The sequence below is a fragment of the Paenibacillus sp. KS1 genome (assembly GCF_001680695.1).
Classification (GTDB): domain Bacteria; phylum Bacillota; class Bacilli; order Paenibacillales; family Paenibacillaceae; genus Paenibacillus_B; species Paenibacillus_B suaedae.
The window spans coordinates 1-24,815 of the sequence record NZ_MAIS01000075.1 but is presented as its reverse complement, the minus strand read 5'-3'; the positions used below and the strand labels follow the sequence as shown (position 1 = coordinate 24,815).

Below are 24,815 nucleotides of genomic sequence, written 5' to 3'. Positions count from 1 at the left end.
ACCGCTCTTCTCCTCTCAGCCTCTCCGATTTTTGCGCAGAGCATGTTTTTGCTGCAATCTGTCTCGATTTTTGCTCGTTCTATCATTGATTTCAGTAATATCATTCGGAGTACAATGCCCTGATAAATAAGCAGATAATTCGTATATATTCGGATATGTCATAAGATCGATCGGTTTGATATCAACCTGAAATTCGTCAGCAATATGCTGTACGAGTTGGAAAATGGTTAGTGAATTGCCTCCCACATCAAAAATATTGTCCGTCATACTTACTCCTGTAATGTTCAGCACTCGTTCCCATATCGCGATCAATTTCTGCTGTTGAACGGTCAGGTTCGTATTCGAGACAAAGCTCCCCTTTCGGATGGAACAAACGAGACGTGCAGCAAGCTGTGGATCGAGTTCGTACACGATATTTCGTACCTTGTTCCTATCTCCCTCATCCTGTACCAGAATGAGCAGCTTCATATAGTAGGGGTCAACAATCCTGCACTTCATCTTCATAGAATCCCTGTTGATTCCCACATAAGAGGAATGAATATGATGTTGGAGTATATAATCGAGATAATAAATTCCATGCGCTGCTTGGAGCTCTTGAAAGCCGCCAAACACTGCCGAACCAGATTCTCCATATGCGTTCAGTCCGGTCTGACGCCACATGCTCCAGCTTGTGCACCATACTGCTTCTCCACAATTCCTCAGATATTCGCAGTAATTGTCCTGGAACGTATTCGCCAACGCATACGCCCCCATCCCTCGCCCTCCAAACTGAGCTGTAAGCGAACTGAATACGATCATGACCGCATGCTTTTTCTGACGTCTGATCTTCTCCAGATTATGCGTCCCTAACAGTTTCACAGCGGAAGCAGCCATGAGATTTTCGAGGGTTTCGTTTTCTAACGCATGTACGGACATATTGCCAAAGAACTCTCCCTGCCCCACTGCCGACAATTTCCCAGTAAGATTGAATATGGCCGTCAGTTCCATATTCCATGCCGCCTCCGCCTTCGCTATAGCTGCCAATACTTCTTCATATTCGGTCACATCAGCCTTGACATACATGATGGATGGGGATTGGTTAGCAAGCTCCGCATAACCAATGCTATTCTCTGCCGCCTCTAGATCTGATGAACCGATAATGAGCAGCTTGGAATTGTATGTTTGAATTAAATAATTGCACACATGCAGGCCGACCCCGCCAAGCCCTCCGGCAACAACAATTAGCCCGTTTTGCGGAATTATCGGTTCCGGTTCTTTACGCTCATTCACCTTGAGTGTTTTCATGGCTGGAACGTAGCGTTTTCCCTCGCGATATAAGACGATTTCATCTTTAATCGATACATCTGCTTCTGCTTGAATCGAAGCTGCATCCAGTTCATCAGCATCCACAAGCCGGCAGCATAGCAGCGGATTCTCTAAAGAAGCCGTCTTCAGCATTCCTGCCAAATAGCTGTGATTCACGCGGAATACTTGATCGAATCGGCTGACCATAGATTGCTTGACAGGAAATAGCACCGTCCGTCTCTTGGTCGTTCCCATTAGCCCCTTCATATATCGATGTGCCTTCGCCAATGAAGACTGGATGCTTTGCTGCGAAATCTCCGCAACAGCTTCTTCCTCATAGAAATAGAAGTCCACTAGAACATCCTGTTCGCTTCCATCGTCAGCTTCCTCAACCGTGCAATAATGGACACTTTTCTTTTCCAGCACGGAACAGATATATGCTGTGGCATTTGCCACATAGATCTTCCCCATTGGCTTATGCCCAAGTTCTTTTCTGAGCCATTCTTTCTTCACAATCACTCCTGTATTGTTGACTGCAATTTTTTGCAGAATATCATTGAAGTCACCATTGAGAAATTTGGCTTGATACTGCTTCCTTTGCTTTTTCCCGATATCCGTTCTCTCTGCGCTTTGGCTTGAAATGGGGATGACATAGTCCGGATTGAGCAGGCACTTTTCTCGAATTTGATTTTTTATCAGGAGCACAAGCTCCTTCAATTGTTCGCATTTCGTCTCCTGTGTCAGCAGGCTTTCATCCTGCGGTGAGAAGAACACCAGCACCAACTCGCTGCCGTCCAGCCTATTTTTAACGGAGGTCGCTGCTGTAAACGATGCGTTCACTTCTGGGAGGTCATCCACGGCCGCTTCAATGTCTTGAACAAAATAATTCAGGCCATTGAGAATAATAATGTCCTTTTGTCTGCCGGTCAGGATCAAATTATTATTGCGTATATAGCCCATGTCTCCGGTAATGAGATAGCCGTCGGCGGTAAAGGACTCGCGATTCGCAAGCTCGTTCTGATAGTATCCGCCCGTAATCGACTCGCCTTTTCCTTGCACATAGCCGATTTCCCCCTCTTGCAAAAGATCACCCTGCTCATTGACAATCCGAATCTCCGCCCCTGGCATCGGTGTGCCGACAGGCAGCAAGTTGTCTTCGTCGCTGCTCCCGCGATACGAAAAGTCTTGATAATACGTAATGCAAGAGGAGGTTTCCGTCATCCCGAAGGCCGGCTTCACTGCCTCTTCAGGCAAGGCGTACTTTTCCAATCGCTTCAGGAACTTTCGTAAATTTTTGCTATTATTGGCTTCTCCGCCAGCGAACATATACTTGAGTCTAGATAGATCCCACCCGTAATCGACGTCATCCTTCAAGTAGTTGTTGACAAGCGCATAAGCAAAGTTAGGCGCCCACGTAATGGTAGCTTTGTAGGTATGAGCGAGCTCAAGCCACAGCAACGGTTCGTTCAAAATCAGCTCTGTATGGACTTGCACTTGTTGAATATCCAGATATACATCTCTGATGTGCGACCAGATCAGACCTGCGGCATGCGTCAATGTCATCCAGTTCAAGTCAACTTCGCGCCTGTCAAGTCCGTTCAACTGGATTTCGCCCAAGGTTCTGCCGAGCATATTTTTCTGGCTTAGCGTAACGCCCTTCGGCACTCCGGTACTTCCCGACGTAAACAAAATTAAGCTGCTCTCATCACGATGCCAGGAATAGGGTTCGAATGGAGCCTCTCGCTTCCTTTTCATCTGTTCGATGGAGATCGCCTTGACCTGTTCAGAATCGTCCACATCCATCCGGAGGATTTCATCATGCAGCCGGTTCGTGGTTATCACATATGGCTTGCTCAGATGCCGCCAAATATGCTTAAACTTCTCGGTGTGCACATTATTCGCCCCGTAACTGTCCAACACGCTCAAGGGGGCAGGAATGACCCCCAAGAGCAAGCATGCCCAAAAACATTCGATGAAGGCTTTATTGTCAGGTAGCTGAAAAATGACGACATCCCCTTGCGTAAGACCATACTCCTGCAACCCATTGGCGAGATCGGCTGCCTCCTTGTACAGCTCCCGATAGCTTTGTTCCTCTACTCCATCTTTGTCGACGTAAATGATGTTCTGGGTACTGGAAGCCCGCTGTTGGAACAAGTCAATCAGATTTCCAATCGCATGATCCTGAACCAGTAGGCCATTTGAAGCAATTGCCGGTCTCTCGCCTTTCGTCTGTTCTTCCTCAGCCCTAATCGGCTTTGCTGGGATACGTTCATCAAAAGCAATGCCCTGTTCCATATTGTCATAGGCAATAGCCATCTCTGCCTGTATTCCAGCCTCAATAAATCGCTGCTGAAGCTCGGTATAAGTCCGGGAAGAGATATAACCCATCCCTTCGAGCTTCGCAGCATCCAAGCAGCCCGATTCATTCCTAGGGATAAATGGGAGCTGGATGTATTCATACATCGGATCACATGCCATCACATGCTCCAACGGCACTTCTTTATTCGTACTGAAATAGCATCTATCTGCTTCTAGCTGATAATCTCGGATGAAATCTAGCTTTTGCAGCTCCTGTACTATCCTCATATCCTTAATCTCCTATTGAATCCCCATTACATTTCTTTGAACATATCATCGATGCTTCGTGAAGCAAGCTGCACTTCTTTCTCCTCAGGAACCTTCTCCTCCGCAGTCTTGGTTGCCAGAAGATCTGACAAATCCGCTATCGTTGTAACCGTGTATATATCCTTGATGGACAGCGTCTTGCCCAGAACCGTTTCAACTTTCGAGGTAACCATCACGACAGATAAAGAATCGAAGCCATACTCATACAGATCATCATAGATTCCTATTTTTTCGATCCCCAGCACTTCCTTGAAGATATCCACTAACGCTATGTCTGTTGCATCTCTGCAATCGGAAGCAGCTTCCTCCGCTTGTACCTCCGGCTCCTTACTGCCTTCCTGCTCCGTGTCCGAATAGACGACGTTTTGATTGTCTCCAACTACATGTTTTTTGTATTTCCAATATGGTTTTCTGTCAAATTGATAGGTCGGAAGGGATACTCGATATGGCTTTTCGTTATATAGTTTGTCCCACGTAATTTCCACATCTCTGCAGTACAGTTTTCCTACAGCATGCAGGAGTCCTTCTCTCGCATTTTTGGCCTTCGATTCCTTCAAAGAAGAGACAGCATATTGCGCGGAGTCATTCGCAATCGTTTTGCGAATGAGATCTGTCAACTGATCGGATAGTCCCATCTCGATAAAGATAGCGTTATGCTTAGAAGCAATCTCCTTCACGGCTGAATGAAACGTAACCGGATTGATCATCTGGTCTATCCAATAATCAGTCGTGGCCATTTCCTGCTTCTCTATCAATTTCCCTGTATAGGTCGATACGATCGGAATGCTGCCTTCTGCGAAATGGACGCTCTGAAGCACCTCTCTATATGCATTCTCGATTCGTTGAATGGCAGGACAATGTCCGGCTCGATTTACAGGCAATCTGGTGAATCTAATGCGATTTTGCTCCAGCGCCTCAATGAAACGTTCCATATCCTGATCGAGTCCGGATACTAGGAATCTTTTTTCACCATTTTCGGCCCCAATCGTTACGCCATCCGTTAATAGAGCTTCAAGCTTGTCCTTCGTCAAGGCAACTCCCAGCATCGTCCCCTCAGGAAGGGTATGGAACAAACCTGCCCTCTTCCATAGAACCTCAAGCACGATTTCAAGGGTAAATATGCCGGAAATGCAAGCCGCGATATATTCCCCAAGGCTATGGCCAAGCAGAAGATCAGGTTGAATGCCCAGCTCTATCCACAATTTCGCCAGCGAGTATCCGGAAGCAAAGGTAATGAACATCATCGCCAACTGATGGTCTTCTGCCTGATTGTCAGTCCCGCTAGCAAGATAATAGGGCTTGTAATCCTTGCCAGCTATCGCATGTACGATGTGGAAGCATCGATCCATTTCTCGCCGGAAAATGACATTGCTTTCGTATAATTCTCTGCCCATGGAATCACCATGGCTACCCGAACCGGAGAAAGCGAAGACGATCTTGCCAGCTTTCACAGGCGACGTTTTTTTACTTTTATGCGCTTGTTCCAGCTTCTCGATCAAGGCTGCCTTATCTCTGCATACCGCATAAAATTTATGCTCAAAGCTTCCCCGTCCTGCCTGCAGCGTATATGCGGCATCCTTGAGATGCACGTCATGATGCTTGAGGTGGTCTGCAAGCTTCATGCAATTGTTCAGGAGCGAGATATCCGTCCTGCCGCTAATGACGAACAGTTCTTCTTCGGCGGTATAATGATGCTCCTCCTGTTCATGCTCGCTCAAGATCGCAATCGCATTGGCGCCGCCCATTCCAAATGAGCTGACTCCCGCAATTTTCGGACTTTCTCCTTCCCAAGCTCGAAGCTGGTCATTGACCACGACGGGACAATCTTTATCCAGAAGCTCCGCATTCGGATGATGAAAATGAATGCTAGGCGGCATTATCTTCTTGTTCAGCATCAAACTTGCTTTTATAAAATTAGCAACCCCCGATGCCGAGCTCGTATGTCCAATATTGGATTTCATCGAACCAATATAGACCTTTTGATCCGCCGAATTAGGTTTGAAGACATTTTTCAGCGCTCTTAGTTCAACCGTATCCCCGAGCACTGTTCCCGTTCCGTGGGTCTCGAAGTAACCGACCTCTGCTGGCTTCACATTCGATATCAGCAGCGCATCGCGGATAGCCTCCTCTTGCCCTTGAACACTGGGTGCTGCAAACCCGACTTTGCGGTTGCCATCATTATTCAAATTTGTTCCCTTAAGGACACAAATGATGCGGTCGCGGTCGCTCAAGGCGTCTTCCAGCCGCTTCAATACGACAAGCCCTTGACCCGCCGCTTTAACTAATCCATCTGCATCCGCATCGAAGGCCTTCACATAGCCGCTTCTCGAAACCGTATTGTCAAAGCAATTGCAGCCCTCCTGCTCCGGCTCCAGACATACGCCCCCTGCTACCGCCATATCGCATTCATAATTGAGAAGTCCTTGGTACGCATAATGAATCGCCGCCAGCGACGAGGCACAGGCATATTTGGTCAATACGCAGGGTCCTTGCAAATTCAGCTTATAAGCGATCAGCGTGCTAAACGTTCCGTCAAAATGAAATTCGTTCAGGTGAAAATTTAAATACCAGTCCCCTTGTTCTCTCATTAAATAATTCCATACATATAAGTGCTCATCCGTCGTTGAATACAAGCCGATCTTCCCTGCGTATTTATGGCTGTTATAACCTGCGTCCTCTAGCGCCTCGTACACGCCCTCCATCAAAAATCGTTGCTGCGGATCGGCATTCATGGCCTCTCTTTTATTGAAGCCAAAGAAATCAGCATCAAAGTCTGCAATATTGTCCACCTTGCCATACGCAGCCACATAGTTCGCTTTATACTTGCTCTGATCTCGTGTAATGCAGTCTTTGCCTTGCACGAGGTTATCCCATAATTGCTCCACATTTGCCGACATGGCGAATCTTGCCGACATGCCGATCACGGCGACATCCAAGCTATTTTCAGCGTGTTCATTCATCGGCTTTATCCTCTCTGGCGTCTATTTCTGAGATTTTTCCGTGCCGTAATAGCTGTATCCCCTAAATTATCGCCCTTCGGCGCTTGTTCTCCTTCTTGAAGGTAGGCAATCAACTTCTCTATGGTTGGATAGGTCATCATATCGATCGGGCTAATATTCAGTCCATACCGTTCTCTGGCCTGTTCCGAAATTTTATAGATCATTAAGGACGAGCATCCGATGTCAAAAAAATTCGCTTGTTCCGAAATATCGTCATTCCCAAGGTTCTCCTGGCATAAAAGCAGCAATTTCTCTCTCAATTCCATTTGTGCTCCCCCATTCATGAAAAGAAACCAATCTCGTTCAAATAGTCATATGTTTTACGAAATGTCTCGAAGGTCATTCCCTCAGAGTTCACATTCCGAGCTTTGAGAAGATTGCTGGTAAACGCTGAACTCACTTCGACTATGCTCGCATTTTCTAGTTGCTGTGCCGCTGGAAATGCGCCCAGAATAGACAATAAAGCTATGTCTTTGTGATGGCTGGCATACTCTATTAACTCCGCAAGCCAGCAGTCATACGCAGTTGTTTGCAAATCAGGCTCAATTTGTTGAAGCCAGGCCAGGATTTGGGGTACACAAATTTTATCGTATGCCAGATTATATACCTGCCCCTCTTGATGGTACGGCCGCTGGGCAAGATCAATAATAACCGCAGCCAATGTATCGGCAGGCACAAGGTGAAAGCCTATCTTCTCTACTGCAGGCAGCTTCTTTAACTTCAGACTGGCGCTGATTAACAGCCAGAAAAAGTCCTTCACTTGGCATCTTCCCCGCTGGGTGTCCCCCGTCACCGTTCCGATGCGGTATATCCTGCAAGGGAGCCCTTGCTCGTTAGCATGACCAACAAGGCGATCCGCAACGATTTTCGTAAGCGTGTAACCGTTCAAGTGAGCAGCAGCCTTCAGCTCAGGCTTTGTTCGCTCATTTGCAATCACTTCTTGATGATAGGGAAGACTATCGTAAACGGTGTATGACGAAATATAATGCAGTGGCTTTACTTTTCTATGGCAGGCAAACCGAATCACTTTCCTCGTCCCCTCAACATTGATGTCTCTTACCTTCTCATAGGGGGATACAAAATGAACGTCTGCTGCGGCATGCATAATGACGTCAATCGTTTCAGACATGTGGTTATACTCTTTTTCCGTCCATCCAAGATGAAGGCTTGAAATATCCCCCTTTAGACAAGTGACCCGCTCCGCAATGAACTCATCCTGCAGCCCGTATGTGTTGAGATTGTGCCGAATTCGTTCCTCTGCATCTGCTTGGCTTTTCGCTCGTACAAGACAGTAAATATGGCAGGTCGTATTTTTGAGCAGCTGAGTTAATAAATAAGCGCCCAGAAAGCCGCTTGCCCCTGTTAATAGCAGATTCTTGTTCTCACTTCCCCGTTTCGCAGCTTGCAAATAGGCTTCAATTGGAAATTGCAGCTCTGCATCACGCCGCAGTATTTCCTCCAGTTCGTCCGCATGATGCGATTCCTGCTCTGCCACCTGTTCATCACAACGCTGGATCAGCTTGATAAGCTTTTCTATCGTGCTGTTATTGATCACATCCTGGAATGTAACCACCGCACCGAATTGATCCAGAATGGAAAATAGCAGCCTTGATATCAAGATCGAATTTCCGCCCAGATCAAAGAAATCATCATGTATGCCTACAGATGATAGCTTCAATACGTCTTTCCATATCTCCATCATGCGAATAGAATTCTCCGATAGATGCTCCTGCTCTTCCTTGATTCCTGCCGAGCTTGCAGCTGCATGCTGCAGCACGTGATATTGGATATCCTGTAGATGAGGTGAGTTTCTCGGAATCTCAACCACCTTGCTGTACTTGACAGGCATTGCTCCCCCTATTCTTGTTCCGATAATCCTCTTTACGCTTTCTAGCTGATCGCCTGTGTAATACACCTTAAGCTTGGGTTCGTATTTATCATGAAGCAGACAATGATTCTTTTTCGCGTGTCGATCAATCCCAACCATCGCATTGTGAATATGATGATTCAGGATGTACTCGAGGTAACGAAGATTGTCCTCACCAGGTATTGAGAAAAAGCCGCTCGTAGACGAGGCTCTGCGAATTCCCTCCGGAATGTCTTTGCTCATCCCGATATCTGCCCAAGTGCTCCAACAGATGCAATAGGTCTCTTTTCCCCAATTGTTTAAGTGCCTGCAGTACATATCCTGAAAGCTGTTGGCTGCTGAATAAGCCGATAAGGATGTCCCGCCAAAATATCCATTTACCGAACCGAACATAATAACAACCGCATTCTGCCTGCTCTCCCGCAATTTCTCTATCGCAAGACTGCTGGTTACTTTAGAGGTCAAGACCTCTCGTATGCTGAACGGTGTTTCCTGCTCGATACGATGGCTCTCCATAGCGCTCCAATGGGGATCGCCCTTCTCGGAAGCAGAGATTTTACCCGCTAGGTTTATGAAAAAGCTTGTCTTCTGCCCAAATATCTGTTCACATTCCAACAGCACAGATTCCATCTCATCTACATTTTCAATATCGACTGGCCTGTATAGCACATTTGTAGACATGCTGCGCAGCTCTTCCAGTATCAGCTGCTTTTCTGGCTCCAGCCCACTGCTGCCAAACATAATGAGCTTCGCGTTATAATTGGCTACAAGATGCTTGGCAAGCACTCTGCCGATGCCCCCAAGTCCGCCCAGCAGCAAGATGACGCTGCCGCTTGGGATAAGAGGAGTTGAGAAATCCGTTTTCTTGATGCTTTTGAGAATGGATGTATACCTTTGCCCATCTCGATACGATACTTCTTCTTCTTTGCTGGCGGATCGTACTTCTTCTATAAATGTCGCTGGATCAAAGACATCAAAGTCGATCAATCTGCATGATTTATCGTAATGCTCAATATTGAAGCTTTTCACGAATCCCCTTAACATGCTATTCGTCGAGGAAAAGAAAGTATCTCCCTTCCTAATCAATGCATGGGTTGAAGGGATGATCAATTTCAAATTTCCGCTGCGTTTAGACAATCCGGCCAAGTGTGCCAGCATACTGCATGCAAATTCGATAGGGTCTTCTTCACTGTATTCCAGTGCTGCTAGGTCAATAATGAGCCGTTCCACAATATCCGGTATATCCTGTTCACGATAAATGTTCACATTCAACCCGGAATGCTTGAAGAGGCGAATCGCGAATTCCACTTGATCCGCTATGACTGCAATAGTTTCCGATGTGTTTCGCGTTCTCGCCCCTGTACGATTCTTCCGCTGCCAATGCTCTTCGACGATATATCGTTCTTGCCAAGAGCTCCCTTCGATTCGCTGCAACATAGGCAGATATTCGCCGTTCCAGAACGCTTTTCGATACTTATTTCTCTGTTTTTTCCCGAGCTCTGTCCGAATCGATTTTTGGTGCGAAACGGGTACCACATAAGTCGGGTTCACCATGCACTTTGCTCTAACTTCTTTTTTTATGTTGGAAACGATCTCTCTTAGTGCAGCTACATTCTCCAATACGCTTTCATCCTTCGGGCTAAAAATAATCAGGATCTCCTCTTGGCCGTCCTTGTTCGTAACCGAGGTCGCTACGGTAAAAGAGGCATGCACGTCTTCAAGTTCGTCCACCGCAGTCTCAATGTCCTGAACGTAGTAGTTCAATCCATTGATAATAATGACGTCTTTGGCCCGCCCCGTCAGGATGATACGATTATCGAGGATGTATCCCAGATCGCCTGTCCTAAAAAATCCATCTGCCGTAAATGCATCCTCATTCGCCTTCTCGTTATTGAAATATCCTTGTGTTACTGCCTCTCCGCGCCCTTCTATGTGACCGACTACGCCTTCCTTTACGAACTCACCTGCATCATTCACGACTCTGAACTCATGGCCTGGAGCAGGTGTTCCGATCGGTACAAATTTGTCGTCATCGCTTGTACTGCTAAGTGCGAAATGATTGTTGTAAATCATGACTGAGGTCGTCTCCGTCATACCGAAAGCCGGCTTAACAGCATCTTCCGGAAGTTGATATTTTTGAAGCCTGCTCACAAACTTCCGCAACGTTTTGCTCACATTGGCTTCAGCCGTAGCAAAAATGGATTTCAGTCGGGATAAATCCCACCCATAATCCTTCGCATCCTCAAGCTCATTGGTCACGAGCGCATACGCGAAGTTCGGTGCCCACGTGATCGTGGCTTGATACTCATTCATCAGGGAAATCCATAACAGCGGATTCCGAAGTATAAGCTCGGATTTCACTTGAATTTGAAGCATATCGAGATACATATCTCGAATATGCGTCCATACAAGGCCCGCGGCATGCGTTAAGGTCATCCAGTTCAAATCCACATCATTGTCATCGAATCCATACATTTCAATTTCGGCCAAGGTTCTGGCGAAAATATTTCGTTGACTAAGCATGACGCCCTTAGGCACTCCCGTGCTGCCGGACGTGAACATAAGCATGCAGGGCGCCTCCATTTCCCACTCATACGGCTCGCACTTATACACATCGCGTGGAATAGATGCAAAGTCAATAATTTTCATAGGAGACCTGCCGGCACCGTCATTCATCCTCGAAATGGGCTCCACCAATTCCGGTGCGGATACGATGAACGGATCTCCCAGAAGTCCATAAATGTCCTTCAATTTTTGAGTGTTTACGTTTTCCGCGCCATAGTCATCCAAGACGGCTAACGGCGCAACAACGGCGCCAATCCAGATACAGGCCCAGAAAATCTCTAAATAATCCTTATTGCTCGAAAGCTGAAGAATGACTTTGTCATTCTCTCTAACACCCATGGCGCGAAGACCTCCGGCCAAGCGGCGAGCCTCCTCGTACATCTCCCGATAAGATTGCGCGAGCCTGCCTTCCTGCTCGATATACACAATTTGCTGAGTTCCTGCCGCTCGCTTTGCAAGCAATTCTGTCAAATTCGCAGTATGCTGCTTCTTGTAATCCAATGCCCCGGCATGGATGTAAGCATCGACTGGCGAACAAGGTGAGCCCTGTTCGTCAGTCGTCTCTATGGAGTCTATGACCCGATCCAGGGATGGCAGTACTAAGCATGGTTCCGCATTTTGAAAAGCTAACTGTATCGCATTATCAATTCCCAATTCATGAATTTCACTTCGAACAGCGTTCAGCTTGGAATAAGAAATCCCATTCATCTTTGTGAGCTTAGCAGTATTCACTTGACCTCGCCCATCCCTAGGAAGATAAGGAACCTCCGTATATTCCCAGCCGGACCATATCCCCGGGAGCGACGCGCACAGCATTGCATCCAGTTCGTACGCGGATTTATCAGAATTCGCCACATAGTAGATGTGCTCCGAATCGACGTAATAGTCCTTGATAAATTCAATCGCAGTCAATTCTTTTTCTACGATTGCTGTATGCAGATAGGCTCGGTTTTTATACAAAATCGGCCAGGCACAGCCAATCGATATGATCGTTCCATCAGGCTCCATAACCCCGCGGAAAGGTGTGGCAACAGTGCTCCCATCGGTAGTTTCGGCAAGAGAACCGATCGCATGGTAGGGCTGGTACTGTCCCGCTTCGTTGATAACGCTAACTTGGATATTTTTGATCGGCTTAATTTCATGATGCAGACTTCTTTTCCCGTTCACGATAAAAGGTTTCGCGGCGGACAGCCATGTCACGTACGGAAAGCCATAATAGTTTAACCATTGAATGGAGCGATCTGAGAACGTCTCTTTCCTGCTCGCATACTCCATCAATTCATTTCCATACGTAATCAAGGTTTTATTATGATGATTTCTTTTCCCCAACATTTTATCTACTTCTGCTAATGGCATGATTACGGTCGTTATATCCTTGAGATCGATATCCGCATCAATATGAGCAATCGACAGATTCCCGCGCATACATACAGGCAATGCCCAGATAAAGCTGAAGAAATCCTTGTTGTTTTCATAAAAAAAGAGGGTATTGGAGCAGTCTGTCTTCCATACGTCTTGATGGAAGGCAACCCAATTATTCATCTTCGCCTTCGGAATCAACGTAGTGGACACATAGTCAGAAAGCATAATATCTCCGATTGATCTACTGTCCGAAGTCTCTTGCCGTCCAGCGATCACACGTACATCCGCAATCACCACATTCGGTATAGCAAAACGTTCGCCATCACACGCATCATCCGTAATTAGCAAATCGATTGGAGCAGCAGGAGTATGCACGCTGTCCAGAGGAAGCACTATCCCTTGTAACTGAAACACAGCATAACAAGCCGCCATAAAATGAATAACATCCTCGATTTTGACGGCAATGACCTTATGGGCAATCTCCTGATCCTGCAACAAACATTCGAATTTACCTATCAATTCTGCGAATCGCACATCAGTAATCGAGTCTGTCTTACATGTGTGGATTGGAATCATGGTCGTATACGCCCCTTTGTTATTCGATACCTTACAACTGATAGCTTGTGAATGGTTTATTCGGATCGAGAACCGCCTCTGTGAAAATATCCTCCAGCAAATACACAAAGTCTTGTATTTCCTCGGCATCGAACATGTTCTTTCGATAATAGAAGTGAAGATAATCCCTATCCGCTTCAGATTGAATAAAGAAAGTAAACTCGGCCGGAGTAAGTTCATTCGAATAATCGGCGACACTGAAACCTAGCGTATCGGCTTTTTTATCGTTACTGATATATTCAATCAGGATGCGGTATGGCAGCTTATATAAGCAGCTGTCCGCATTAAGCTGTTTCAGCCACATTTCATAAGGCAATGTCTGGTGCCGATTCACCTCGTGAATGGACGCCCGAACCTTATCTGCTGTTTCTACAAAACTATCTTCGTTGGAGATTCTCGCCCGCAGCAAGGAAGCATAAGCGAAATTACCCATCGTATGTTGAATCTCGCCTCTGTCCCTACCCGCGGAAGCGGTTCCAATCGCAATATCTTCAATGTCAAAAATATAGTTCAAGAACATATAAAAGATGGTCGTATAACCTGCAAACCTTGATAGGTTATTAGCGCTGCACAGCGCTTCAAATCTGGTCATCGTATCGTGCGGGATCGAAATGCTTGCACCCCCGCCCTCATATTTGCCATAGGAAGAACTCGGATGTTCCGGGAATTCAATCTTGACAATGTCTTCATTCAACAAGCGTATCCAATATGGAATATCTGCTTCATATGCTTCGTTTTCATATTGCTGTCTTTGCCACACTGCATAATCCGCACATGTCGTCTTCGGTTGGTACAGAGGGAGAACGGTTCCCGTCAGCAGCATGTTATACTTCTCATCAATTTCAGCAAGGAGGATATTGATCGTGTATGCATCCGCCAGAACATGGTGGGTTCCTATCGTAAAGATATTGATGCCCTCCATGCTCTCCCCTAATCGGAAATGAAACAGTGGAGCCTGATCCAGCTCATAAACTCGGTAGGTTTCTTCATGTTCGAACCATCGCCTTAGTTCCGATTCCGACTTATCCTCATGCTTCTCATAAGTAAGATCTACCATCACTTCTTCATAGATTTTTTGATAAGGAACATAGTCTTGCTCTACAATAATCGTTCTCAGTTCTTGATTATCGGACACAACCCAATGTATGGCCTGTCTGAGCAGATGAAAGTCCACTGGATTGCGTATGGAGACACTGAGGACGACATTGTAAATCGGCTCAATTTTGCTGTTGAACCATATTCCCTCCTGTGCGAAAGAAAGCCGTACCGGTTCGCTAATTGAAATGGAAGGTATTTTATTGCTCGTACTGCCACTTATCAACAGCTCCCGTATCGAAGGATGCGAATACACATCGCTTATCGAATAGGCAAATCCAATTTTCTCTGCCGCTGCAATGAAGGACATGGCCTTAAGCGAATCCCCACCGATATGAAAAAAATTGTCGTTAACCCCTATCCCGTCACGATGCAGAATGGTTTTCCACAGCTCAAGCAACGATTGCTCGGCTAGGTTCGCAGGTGCTTCAACCATATTCTCCTGCCCACCAGTTGGTGCAGGCAGTGCTTCTTTGTCGATTTTTCCGTTTACCGTAAGTGGGAATGAATGTAGTTGGAAAATGTAGGTTGGAATCATGTAGTCAGGTAAAAATTGCCCGAGATAGTCTCGAACCTCGCTGCTGTCAAGCAGCTTGTCAGCTGTGAAGTAAGTACATAAGCATTTATCGTTAGACTGGTGTTGATTGATCATGATGAAGGCGTCGTTGACATGCGTATGGGCTAGCAATCTATTCTTGATTTCACTGAGCTCAACTCGAAATCCGCGGATCTTGACCTGTCCATCCCGCCTGCCCATGAATCGAATATTGCCATCAGAATCTAATCTCACAATGTCCCCTGTTTTGTATAATCGACCTGCAACAATTGACGGCAATTCAACAAATTTCTCATCGGTGAGTTCATCCTTGTTCAAGTATCCCTTGGCAACACCAGCGCCCCCCACATATAATTCACCTGGAAGTCCGCATGCCTGCAAGTTCCCAAAGCAATCTATAATATAAGCGGACGAATTCGCGATCGGCTTCCCGATCGGGATGTCCGAACAGTATGGCTTGTCCACTAAAAAGGTGGTTGAAAATGTGGTGTTTTCCGTTGGTCCGTAACCGTTAATCAATTGCAATTCGGGATAGGTATGAATGACTCGTTCGGCCTGCTTGCTTGACATTGCATCTCCGCCTACGACCAATACCCGCAAAGGCTTGAGCACCGTTATATCTGCTTCACTTAATTGCTGAAACAGTGCTGAAGCAAGAAACATCACTGAAATTTTTTCATGTTGAATGATCGATTTCAGCTTCTGGATGTTTAGTAGATCCGGCTTGTGAATCAGGTGAAGAGTGCTGCCATTCAGCAGTGCTCCCCATATTTCAAGCGTTGAGGCGTCAAATACGATTGAGCTCGTTTGCAGAACTCGATCCTGCTCGTAAAACGTAATGAAATTGGTGTTCCGTACAAGACGAATTACGCTTTGATGCTCTATCATGACACCCTTCGGCATTCCTGTCGTACCCGACGTATACATGACATAAGCAAGCGAATCCGACGAACCCGTCTCCTCTCTACGCTCTTCATCTTGGATGTCGCAATATGGTTCACACAAATCTATGATCGTTATGTCTGAAGGGATATTCTCGTATGACGTATTTGCAGTTAGCATCGTGTTCACCTGCGCATCTTGCAGAATATGCTCCTTCCGCTCGCGAGGACATTCGGGATCTATAGGAAGATAGGCGCAATCTGCCTTTAGAATCCCTATGATGCCGATAATGGTTTCTATTTTACGGTCAGCCATTATCGCTATGATGCTCTGCTTCGGAATTCCTCTTGTACGGAGAACAGCGGCAATTACATCCGATAGCTTATCAAGCTGACTGTACGTCACCACTCTCTTGCCCATCTTGATGGCCGGGTGATCGGGATGCTGCCGCACTGCTTTTCTAAAGATCGCGATTATACTTTCGTTTGGGGCAACGCCTTCCGCACGATATTCTCGTACCAATTCCAGCTTCTCTGCCTCTGTAAGCAGCTCGATTTGACTTAGCTTTTGCAGCGGATTTTGAATCATCTGCACAGCAATTCGTTCAAGATGGTTGACCATCCCTTCGATAATGCTGCGGCTATATATTGACTCCCGATAGCGAAAAGCAAGAGTTAACTCATCATCATAAAAAACCGTCAATTCGATACCACAGCCTGTCGCATAGCTGTATTCACGATCTTGCAAGCAGACATCTCCTGCTGGGCAATGCGTAATAAGCCCGCCATTCAACCAAGAAAGCTGCGAATCTGATAATGCTGGGGAATCGATATGCTGCTGGTGTATCCGTGCGACTTGCTCAAGAACATGGATTACACTTTCATCCTGCGTGGAATTTACACGCACCGGAACAATTTTAGTCATGGGCTTGAGGTGCGAAGTGCTATCATTGATGAACCGATTGCCAAATACGATATCTTTTTTGTTGTGATACCGTTCACTCAAAAAGCCCCACATTGCATTAAAAAGGACAGAAAGCTCCATACTATTGGTTTTCGCAAAATCTTTCATTTGTCCGTAAATGATTTTATCGAATACGAGAATGTATTCTGACTCTGCATCAGTTTCGCTCGGAATGCTGTCAGGACAACGGATTGAAACAGATGCGCAGCATTCATAACCAGCCAGATACTCCTGCCAGTAATTGTCCGTATCCTCGTTCGCCATTATGCTGCTTACTCCCCGCTCCTTCTGGATCATCCTTTTCCCCCACCCGCTTTGAATTTATGATCTCCCTACCTAACCTGTCCTGGATGATTATTGCTCTGAATGCTCCCCGCATTAACTCGCCCCGATTAACGCTACGGTGTTGCCGCCTTTAGCCGAGTTCGTATACATGTTCTGATGGATGAGAGGGATATCTGCGAAGCTGCATGTAGTAGGCTCAGGGAAACTAATGTTTTCTTTTACGATCAAATCCAGATAAGTCTTTCCGTCCTCGATTGTCCCTGCATGAGAACCTTGCAGTCTTTTCATCCCCAGCCATAGGTACCGCAAATCCAGTGAACCGACATATCCCGTAGTTGCACCGCAAATGACAACCATGCCTTTCAAATCACACAAGAACATGGAGGTAGGAAGCGTGTCTGCACCTGGATGTTCGATTACAATCTTCGGATCTTTCCTTTCTCCTGCGATCTTCCAAATTTCCCGTCTAATTCTAACGACACTCTTCAACCATTTTCCGTACAGCGCAGCATCGTTATGCAATTGTTCATTGATGATTCCCCAATGATTATATTTTTTTCGATTGATATACCCCTTCGCACCAAGCCCCATGCAATATTCTCCTCTTGCATCATCAGAGACAACCGCAATCGGAATGCCGCCAAACGCTTGAATAAGTGGGATCGCAATACTGCCGACTCCTCCATATCCTCCCCATACGAGGACGATATCGCCAGATTGAATCTCATTGCCTTTCCAATGCTTAAGCATGTTGTATACTGTACCGCCTGTAGCCGTAACCGAAGCAGCCTCTACCCAGGACAGCTCCTTGGGCTTGGCAATGCATTGAGCTTCTTGAACTTTTGAGAATTGGGAGAACGCTCCCCAATTACCTTCATATCCCCAAATTCGGAATGATGGACTAATACGCGGATCTTCGCTTTTCATATACATCTCACAATGCTCGTCATATTGAATGCCCGTGCATATAACCTCATCGCCGACTTTATATTTGGTAACCTTGTCCCCTACCGCATACACAATCCCACTGGATTCACTTCCGCAAATCAAGAAATCTTGCGGGTCTTCATATTTGTGATGGGCATGAACCACATTTCTAGGCAGCCCTAGCGATGCCCACACTCCGTTGTAATTAATGCCGCAGGCCATATTGAGTACAAGCATTTCATTGTCTTTTAGGTGCGGAATATCAACAACTTCCTGTTGAAACGCCTCAATCGGCTCGCCTAATCGGTCGTTGCGCAATGTCCAAGCATACATTTTCTCTGGTACATGCCCGACTGGTGGAATTTCACCAATTTCATACAATATCTTTTTCATCTTTTCCCCTCCCAATAATTTTTCCCTAATGCAACTTTTTGGTTATAAAAAATCAAATAATTCATCCATATCCTTTGCGTTTATCTGCTGCTCCTCTTCCTTTTGCTCCATACAATCGTTGCGATCGGCATGCTTAATGTGTTCGGCAAGATCCCCAACAAATTTGAATCGGTAGAAATCCTTTATCGTTATTTCCGTTAGAAATGCTTCTTTTAATTTCGAAATGAAAAGTAAGCCTGATAGGGAATCCAGTCCGATATCATGCAGTTCATCCTCCAAACGAATCTGCTTGGCTCCCACCACAGTTTCTAGAATTTGAATCAATTTTAATTCGTCAGCATCCAATCCGTAGTGATATTCCCCTATGCTATGATCTTGAGGTCTGTCCTGGAATAAGATTTCAACAGATCCATCCCGCTGCTTCGCCTGTCTCATATACTCTTGTACATCTTCTTCTGCAAAGGATGGAACAAATTCGATACTGCACTGCTCATGTAACGATTTTAATATCATGAAGCGCTCATTTTTCAAACGATCATACAATATGCCTTTTTCTTCATTTGATCCTAGTTCAGCATTTTGAGATAAGAGAATTACGCAATCCGACGAATCAGAGTTGTCAGGTAGGCTCTGTATACAATGAAATCCCGTACTGTTCAGCGCTTCTCTCCATTCACTCGGAAGCATCGTGATTCTGCTCCCTCTGAGCGGATCCTTCGTGAAGTTCCACCAACCGGGAGACAAGCCGTAGATCAAATTGTCAACATGCTGATCCCCATAGCTTTGAATTTGCGCCAAGATTCCACCCGGAACGAGCAATTTCTTAACATGCAGCAGGGAACGTTCAACACTTTCGGTCGCCTGCAGGACATCATAGCCGATAATGATATCGAAACTGTTCGCATGAAAGCCTTGTCTCTCGATATCTACAGAAATATCCAGTTTGGCAAACTTCATCATTTTATTCCCGCTTTTTTGCGCTTCAAATTTTGCGGTTGCGACGAATGATTGTCCAATGTCGGTGAAATAGTATTCAACATGATCAGAGATTGTAAGTTGCTTCATGATTTTATAGGTCAGCTCGCCAGTACCTGCGCCAATTTCGAGAATCCGTACTTTCTTCTTTTTCGTATGCACCATATCCTTGATGATCCGAGCCAGAATCTCGCCATAGATTGATCTTTTTGATGCCTGTGGAAGTCGTTTGTCGACGTCATCGACCATCGAAAATTCACCATTAGGGTACAACACTTCATTCGCTGGGATATCACCTTGAAATATTCTGCCATACTCGGAGGAGCAATGCAGAAGCAGCTCTACATACGGCATAAATGTTCTCTGCTCGTCCGAAAATTGCTGCAGGATTACATCTATTTCAGGAATATCATGAAGGGATTTCGTAACCGTGATGATTCCATCTTCATTTGTGATATACGCATGTTCCTCTAAAATCATAAGAAGACGTAGTACGAAAGAACTAAACTCCTCTTTAATTGCAAAAGCCGCCATTAACTCATGAACAGTAATTGTTTTTTTAGAAAACGAATCCAGCTTATCGCTAAAAAAGGAGGCCGCGCAGCTCAAACAGACCTTATCCAGCATTTCGTGCAATCCTTCATAATCCTTGCGCAGCTTAACTGTACAAGATTGTAAAGCCTCTGCTTCAATCGCTGCATTTCGAATCCTTTGCTCATTAAGGTTTAACTCAAGAGAAAGATCATCATCATACTTCTCGCTTAGTGCCTCGACAATCGTAACCCGCCTGTTCGGGATTGAATTCAAGTATCTGCTAAGCTCAAATCTCCGTTCACTCAACCCATCAAATATGATAGCTGTCCCGTTTTGATTGATCATTCATTTCACCGCCATTCCAGTTCATTAATTATGTTTGTAAACATTTGTATTGATTAAATCCCTTATAATACCAGCGATTGAATAAATATATATCACAGCCCGCATGAGTAGTCAATATTTACTAATTTCCGATAAATTTATCATAGATTTCGTTAGATTATGGAGATTTAGCACGAATAACACCCAGTTGACAATCCAATTTCTGGTCAATATAATACCAATTGAATATGCAATAAATCGTACTTCGGCATCCCCTGCCACAAAAGTTGTATTAGACCAACTTTTGTCCGGTCGTATTCTTGTCCATTTTAATACATGAGTTAATAACACTTTATTCCGTTTTGGGGAGGTTAAAAGGTGTATTTATCAGTAGACAACATTACAAAGAGCTATGGCAAAGACAGCAGTTATGTTCAGGTTCTAAAAGGAGTAAGCACGAAAATCGAGGAAGGAAAAATGTGCGTGATATTAGGGCCGAGCGGCTCCGGCAAGTCTACTTTTTTAAATGTAATCGGAGGGCTCGACAAAGTTGATAATGGAAACATTGTTGTAGACGGACAAAATATTGTGAACTTAAAAAGCAAGGAGCTCGCTTCCTATCGAAGAATTAAATTAGGGTTTATATTTCAGTTTTACAATTTAGTACCTAATTTAACAGTTAAAGAAAACATTCAAGTATGTGAGTACTTGACAAAACACCCTCTTAATGTGGATGAGATCATTGAAACATTAGGATTGACGGAACATAGCAAAAAGTTCCCTTCCCAGCTCTCCGGCGGGCAGCAGCAACGCTGCGCCATTGGTAGAGCGCTCGTCAAAAATCCGAAGCTGTTGCTTTGCGATGAACCTACAGGAGCCTTGGATTACAGCACATCCAAAGAAATGCTGATGCTGCTTGAGGAGATCAACAGAAAGTATGGGACAACTATGCTCATCGTGACTCACAATACAGCAATTAAGGATATGGTCCATAAGGTGATCCAGATGAAGGACGGTCAAATTTGGAATGAGTATGACAATGCAACACGGATTGCTGCAAATGAATTGGAATGGTGATAGGAGAACAACTAAATGATACTCAATAGACGAATTATAAGAGATTTAAAATCAAATCTATTGCGATATGCTGCGCTCTTCTTCTTAATGTTCATGGGATTAACTCTAATTATTGGTCTATCAGCTTCAACGGACTCTATAACGGAGACTGTTCAGCAGCATGCAACAAAGACCAAGGTGGAAGACGGGAATTTCTCCTTGCTGCTTCCCCTTACTAAGGCAAATGAACAAGAGCTTGAAGCGAAAGGCGTACGTATTGAAGACAGCTCCTACCTCACCTTTACGTTAGCGGATCAATCCGTTTTACGCGTATTCAAGAATCGGCAGCAGATGAATTTAATTGAGCTGGATCAAGGAAAACAAGCCACTGCGAAAAATGAAATTGTTCTTGACAAGCACTATGCGAAGCTGCACGGATACGCTGTTGGCAACGCCATTACGTTTGCTGATGGTTCTTATACCATTACCGGAATTGGCTCCGTTCCTGACTATGACAGTGTGACGGCCAGTATCGCGGATGTTAATCCAGACCCCTCCAGCTTTAGCATTGCATTTGTATCCGATGCTGCATATGATTCGTTAAAGACAAGTAATCTTGCCAGCTCAAGCGAAGAACTTTCCTACAGCTACCAATTGACAAAGGAATTCCATGCACAAAACTTGAAAGAATATTTAACAAAAATGGATTTTGATGCGGCTAGTGTAACGAATCCATATATTCTTGAACTCATTCATCTTGCAAAAATAGAGTCACCGGACAGCTTACGTGTATTCGCTCCGACTAACGGCCAGGCATCCGGGAGTTCCAATCAATCAAATGCCACAACGAAGAAGCTTGTCAAGGATGACGACTCTCTCCAGCTTCACAACCTGACATCGTTCATTCAAGCAGAAGATAATCCACGAATTAAAGGAAGCATTAATGATGCGCAAACGAGTAAAAAGTCTGCTATGGTCTTCGGCATCATATATTCGATTTTAATATCTTATATCATCTCCGTGTTTGTCGTTCACAATATTGATAGTGAAAGCACGGTTATTGGCGCATTGTATGCGCTGGGTTACCAAAAGAAGGATGTCTTGCGCCACTTCCTCATTCTCCCGGTTATTATCATTGCAGCTGGAGGGATCGCAGGAACAGCTTGCGGGTTAAGCCTAGCGAAAGTGTTAAGCGCCGATAGTATCCAGAAGTATTCTTATCCCGATTTGCAGATTGTCATTTCTCCGTATATTGTGGGCTATGGCATTATGATTCCTATCATCATCAGTATCATCGTAAATCTGTTCGTCATTAACAAAAAGCTATCTCAAAACCCTCTTTCGCTGCTACGTAAAGAGAAAAAGGCATCGAAAATTAGCCATATAGACCTTGGAAAAATGGCATTTTTGAATCGTTTCAGACTCCGTCAGGTTATTCGAGAGGCACGCATCAATATTTCTCTTTTCGTTGGCCTGTCCCTTGCCATTTTAATTATGGTATTCGGTCTGTTGGTGTACACCAGCATCTCCCATCTTTCTAGTGATATAACGAAGGAAGTAAAGTTCAATACCATGTACTTCATGAAATATCCAACAGCAGAGGTGCCACCGGGCGGTGAAGAAGCCCTTACGACTTCCCTGTATGCCAAGTCCAAATATAGCAATGGGGAATTAAAGCTAGCGATACAAGGAATCAAGGACAATTCTCCCTATTATCCTTTCAAGGTGAATAAGGATGCTGCAACTGACGAAATTTACGCTTCGAGCTCAGCTGCAATCAAGTTCGGCTGGAGCAAGGGAGATACCGTCACACTATCGAATCATACGGAAAATAAAACCTACACCTTCAAAATCAAAGATATCGTGCAATACGGTAATGGATTATACCTATTTATGAATATTGACCGCATGCGAGAACGATTTGGACAGAATGAGACATATTACAATACTGTACTGTCATCCAAGGAGCTCCCTATTGATAAAGGTAGACTCGAATCAGTAACGACCATAAACGATATTCAGCGTAGCGGAGACATTTTTATTGATCGGATGCTTGGCATGATCGCGCTCGTAGTCGTCATCGGCATAATCCTGTTTGTCATTGTGATGTTCCTGCTGCTGAAAATGACGATTGATAAGTCAGCCTTCAGCATCTCTTTAATGAAAACCTTTGGATATACTGAAAAAGAAGTGAATAAGTTGTACCTGGGCTCCAATTTTTATATCGTACTGCTTACAGCAATAATTGCAACGCCAGTCTGTAAAATCGTGATCGATAAACTCTTTCCTTATATGGTGTCTCACGTGCCAATGGGATTCAATACCACCTTTGAATATCCGCAGTATGCTGCTGTGCTAGCCATTATTTTTTGCTCTTACTTCGCAGCTAATTTCTTGCTCGGACAGCATTTGAAAAAAGTCTCATTGGCCGAAGTACTAAAAAACCGCGAATAGCATAAGGGGACTGACCCCCGTTTGTGAGACAGGGATCAAAACACCTTACAAGTTTAAGCAGCCAGTCGTCGGAAATTAACCTGCGACTGGTTATTTAGTTTCGTTTGAATGCGAATTAATTTATAGTAGTTAATGTAATCTCGAACGATCTGCTCAACGATGGCGGTCGTTGTACAGGTAATTTTTTCGAGATAGAACGTAATCTGCTGCTCTACTCGAAGCAGTGATGTGATCTTTCGGTACCCATAACGGAATTTATGTTCCGTACAGAGCTCTAGAATTTTCCCTACGATATTATCTTCACGCCCAACTCTGCAAGATGATTTCCAACGATAATAATTAGATCGAGGAATCCCTAACCATGCACAGGCTTGAGTAATACTTATTTCTCCTCGAATGGCTTCCATCCAAGCGATGACTACTTCAGGTGACACCTCCTTTCCAACTCCTTGTACTTTTTTAGAACCTCTAACTGCTGCTTAAGAAAACGATTCTCTGCTTTCACTTTTTCAAGCTCTGATAGATATTCTGGGCCTTTGCCGTAGCTGTATTGCTTACCTACTGGCTGCTCCAGGCGATGGAGTTCACCTTCCCGATCCCATTTCATCCAGACTTTTAACTGGGTTACATTTTTGATGCTTAGCTCGTTCATTACTTCTTTCACAGGAATACCAGCTAATCTCATTTCGATTGCTTTCAATTTTACTTCCACCGGGTAGCTCACTCTAGTTGCCAACGCAAAAACACCTCCAAGGTTGTCTTCATATCTTACGATATAAGAACATTCTCTTGAAGGTGTTTTGATTTGTCTCACGTTATGGGGTCAGTCCCTAATTCAAGACTCAAACCTCCAGATTTTTATCTTGGAAAATGAGGAACAAAAAGCACCTAGTCTGTCGAGAAACTCGACGACTGGGTGCTTCCATTTGCAAGGATATAAAATAAAAAAACCTCATAAGCATGAGGATTCACTGATGAAAGTATGGTGCGGTCGAGAGGACTCGAACCTCCACGATATTGCTACCACTAGAACCTGAATCTAGCGCGTCTGCCA

General features: G+C 44.9%; 11 protein-coding genes. 2 read left to right on the top strand and 9 right to left on the bottom strand.

The features are described 5' to 3' along the window. Positions 1–15: 15 nt before the first annotated feature. The 7 genes from BBG47_RS21120 to BBG47_RS21090 all read right to left on the bottom strand — a co-directional run bounded on the left by BBG47_RS21120 (position 16) and on the right by BBG47_RS21090 (position 20,272). Positions 16–3,870 (bottom strand): SDR family NAD(P)-dependent oxidoreductase, encoded by a 3,855-nt coding sequence (locus BBG47_RS21120; RefSeq protein WP_065293378.1) that lies wholly within the window; start codon positions 3,868–3,870, stop codon positions 16–18. A 26-nt stretch (positions 3,871–3,896) separates the two neighbouring features. Next, on the bottom strand, positions 3,897–6,869 hold the full coding sequence (locus BBG47_RS21115) for a type I polyketide synthase (protein ID WP_065293377.1): 2,973 nt from the start codon (positions 6,867–6,869) through the stop codon (positions 3,897–3,899). Positions 6,870–6,874: 5 nt separating this feature from the next. Then, positions 6,875–7,174, bottom strand: coding sequence for an acyl carrier protein (locus BBG47_RS21110; RefSeq protein WP_065293376.1), 300 nt, complete (start codon positions 7,172–7,174; stop codon positions 6,875–6,877). A gap of 14 nt (positions 7,175–7,188) precedes the next feature. Further along, positions 7,189–13,278, bottom strand: coding sequence for a thioester reductase domain-containing protein (locus tag BBG47_RS21105; RefSeq protein WP_065293375.1), 6,090 nt, complete (start codon positions 13,276–13,278; stop codon positions 7,189–7,191). Between the two features lie 31 nt (positions 13,279–13,309). Next, positions 13,310–17,110 (bottom strand): non-ribosomal peptide synthetase, encoded by a 3,801-nt coding sequence (locus tag BBG47_RS21100; RefSeq protein WP_065293374.1) that lies wholly within the window; start codon positions 17,108–17,110, stop codon positions 13,310–13,312. A gap of 81 nt (positions 17,111–17,191) precedes the next feature. Continuing rightward, on the bottom strand, positions 17,192–18,418 hold the full coding sequence (ccrA, locus tag BBG47_RS21095) for a crotonyl-CoA carboxylase/reductase (protein WP_065293373.1): 1,227 nt from the start codon (positions 18,416–18,418) through the stop codon (positions 17,192–17,194). Positions 18,419–18,460: 42 nt separating this feature from the next. Beyond that, positions 18,461–20,272: a methyltransferase gene (locus tag BBG47_RS21090; protein ID WP_065293372.1), complete on the bottom strand. Its 1,812-nt coding sequence runs from the start codon at positions 20,270–20,272 to the stop codon at positions 18,461–18,463. A 357-nt stretch (positions 20,273–20,629) separates the two neighbouring features. Between BBG47_RS21090 and BBG47_RS21085 the strand changes: the two genes are divergently transcribed. Together BBG47_RS21085 and BBG47_RS21080 are read left to right on the top strand one after the other, a co-directional pair. Further along, positions 20,630–21,328 carry an ABC transporter ATP-binding protein gene (locus tag BBG47_RS21085; protein ID WP_065293371.1) on the top strand — a complete coding sequence of 233 codons (699 nt, stop codon included), beginning with the start codon at positions 20,630–20,632 and terminating at the stop codon, positions 21,326–21,328. 15 nt (positions 21,329–21,343) lie between these two features. Beyond that, the gene (locus tag BBG47_RS21080) at positions 21,344–23,761 is read left to right on the top strand and encodes an ABC transporter permease (RefSeq protein WP_065293370.1); all 2,418 of its coding nucleotides are present in this window, start codon (positions 21,344–21,346) and stop codon (positions 23,759–23,761) included. A 53-nt stretch (positions 23,762–23,814) separates the two neighbouring features. Here the strand turns inward: BBG47_RS21080 and BBG47_RS31435 are convergent, their stop codons facing one another. Then, on the bottom strand, positions 23,815–24,195 hold the full coding sequence (locus tag BBG47_RS31435; RefSeq protein ID WP_065293369.1) for an IS3 family transposase: 381 nt from the start codon (positions 24,193–24,195) through the stop codon (positions 23,815–23,817). Further along, positions 24,180–24,497, bottom strand: coding sequence for a transposase (locus tag BBG47_RS31430; RefSeq protein ID WP_065293368.1), 318 nt, complete (start codon positions 24,495–24,497; stop codon positions 24,180–24,182). The genes BBG47_RS31435 and BBG47_RS31430 overlap by 16 nt, the downstream gene beginning before the upstream one ends. Positions 24,498–24,815 lie beyond the last annotated feature (318 nt).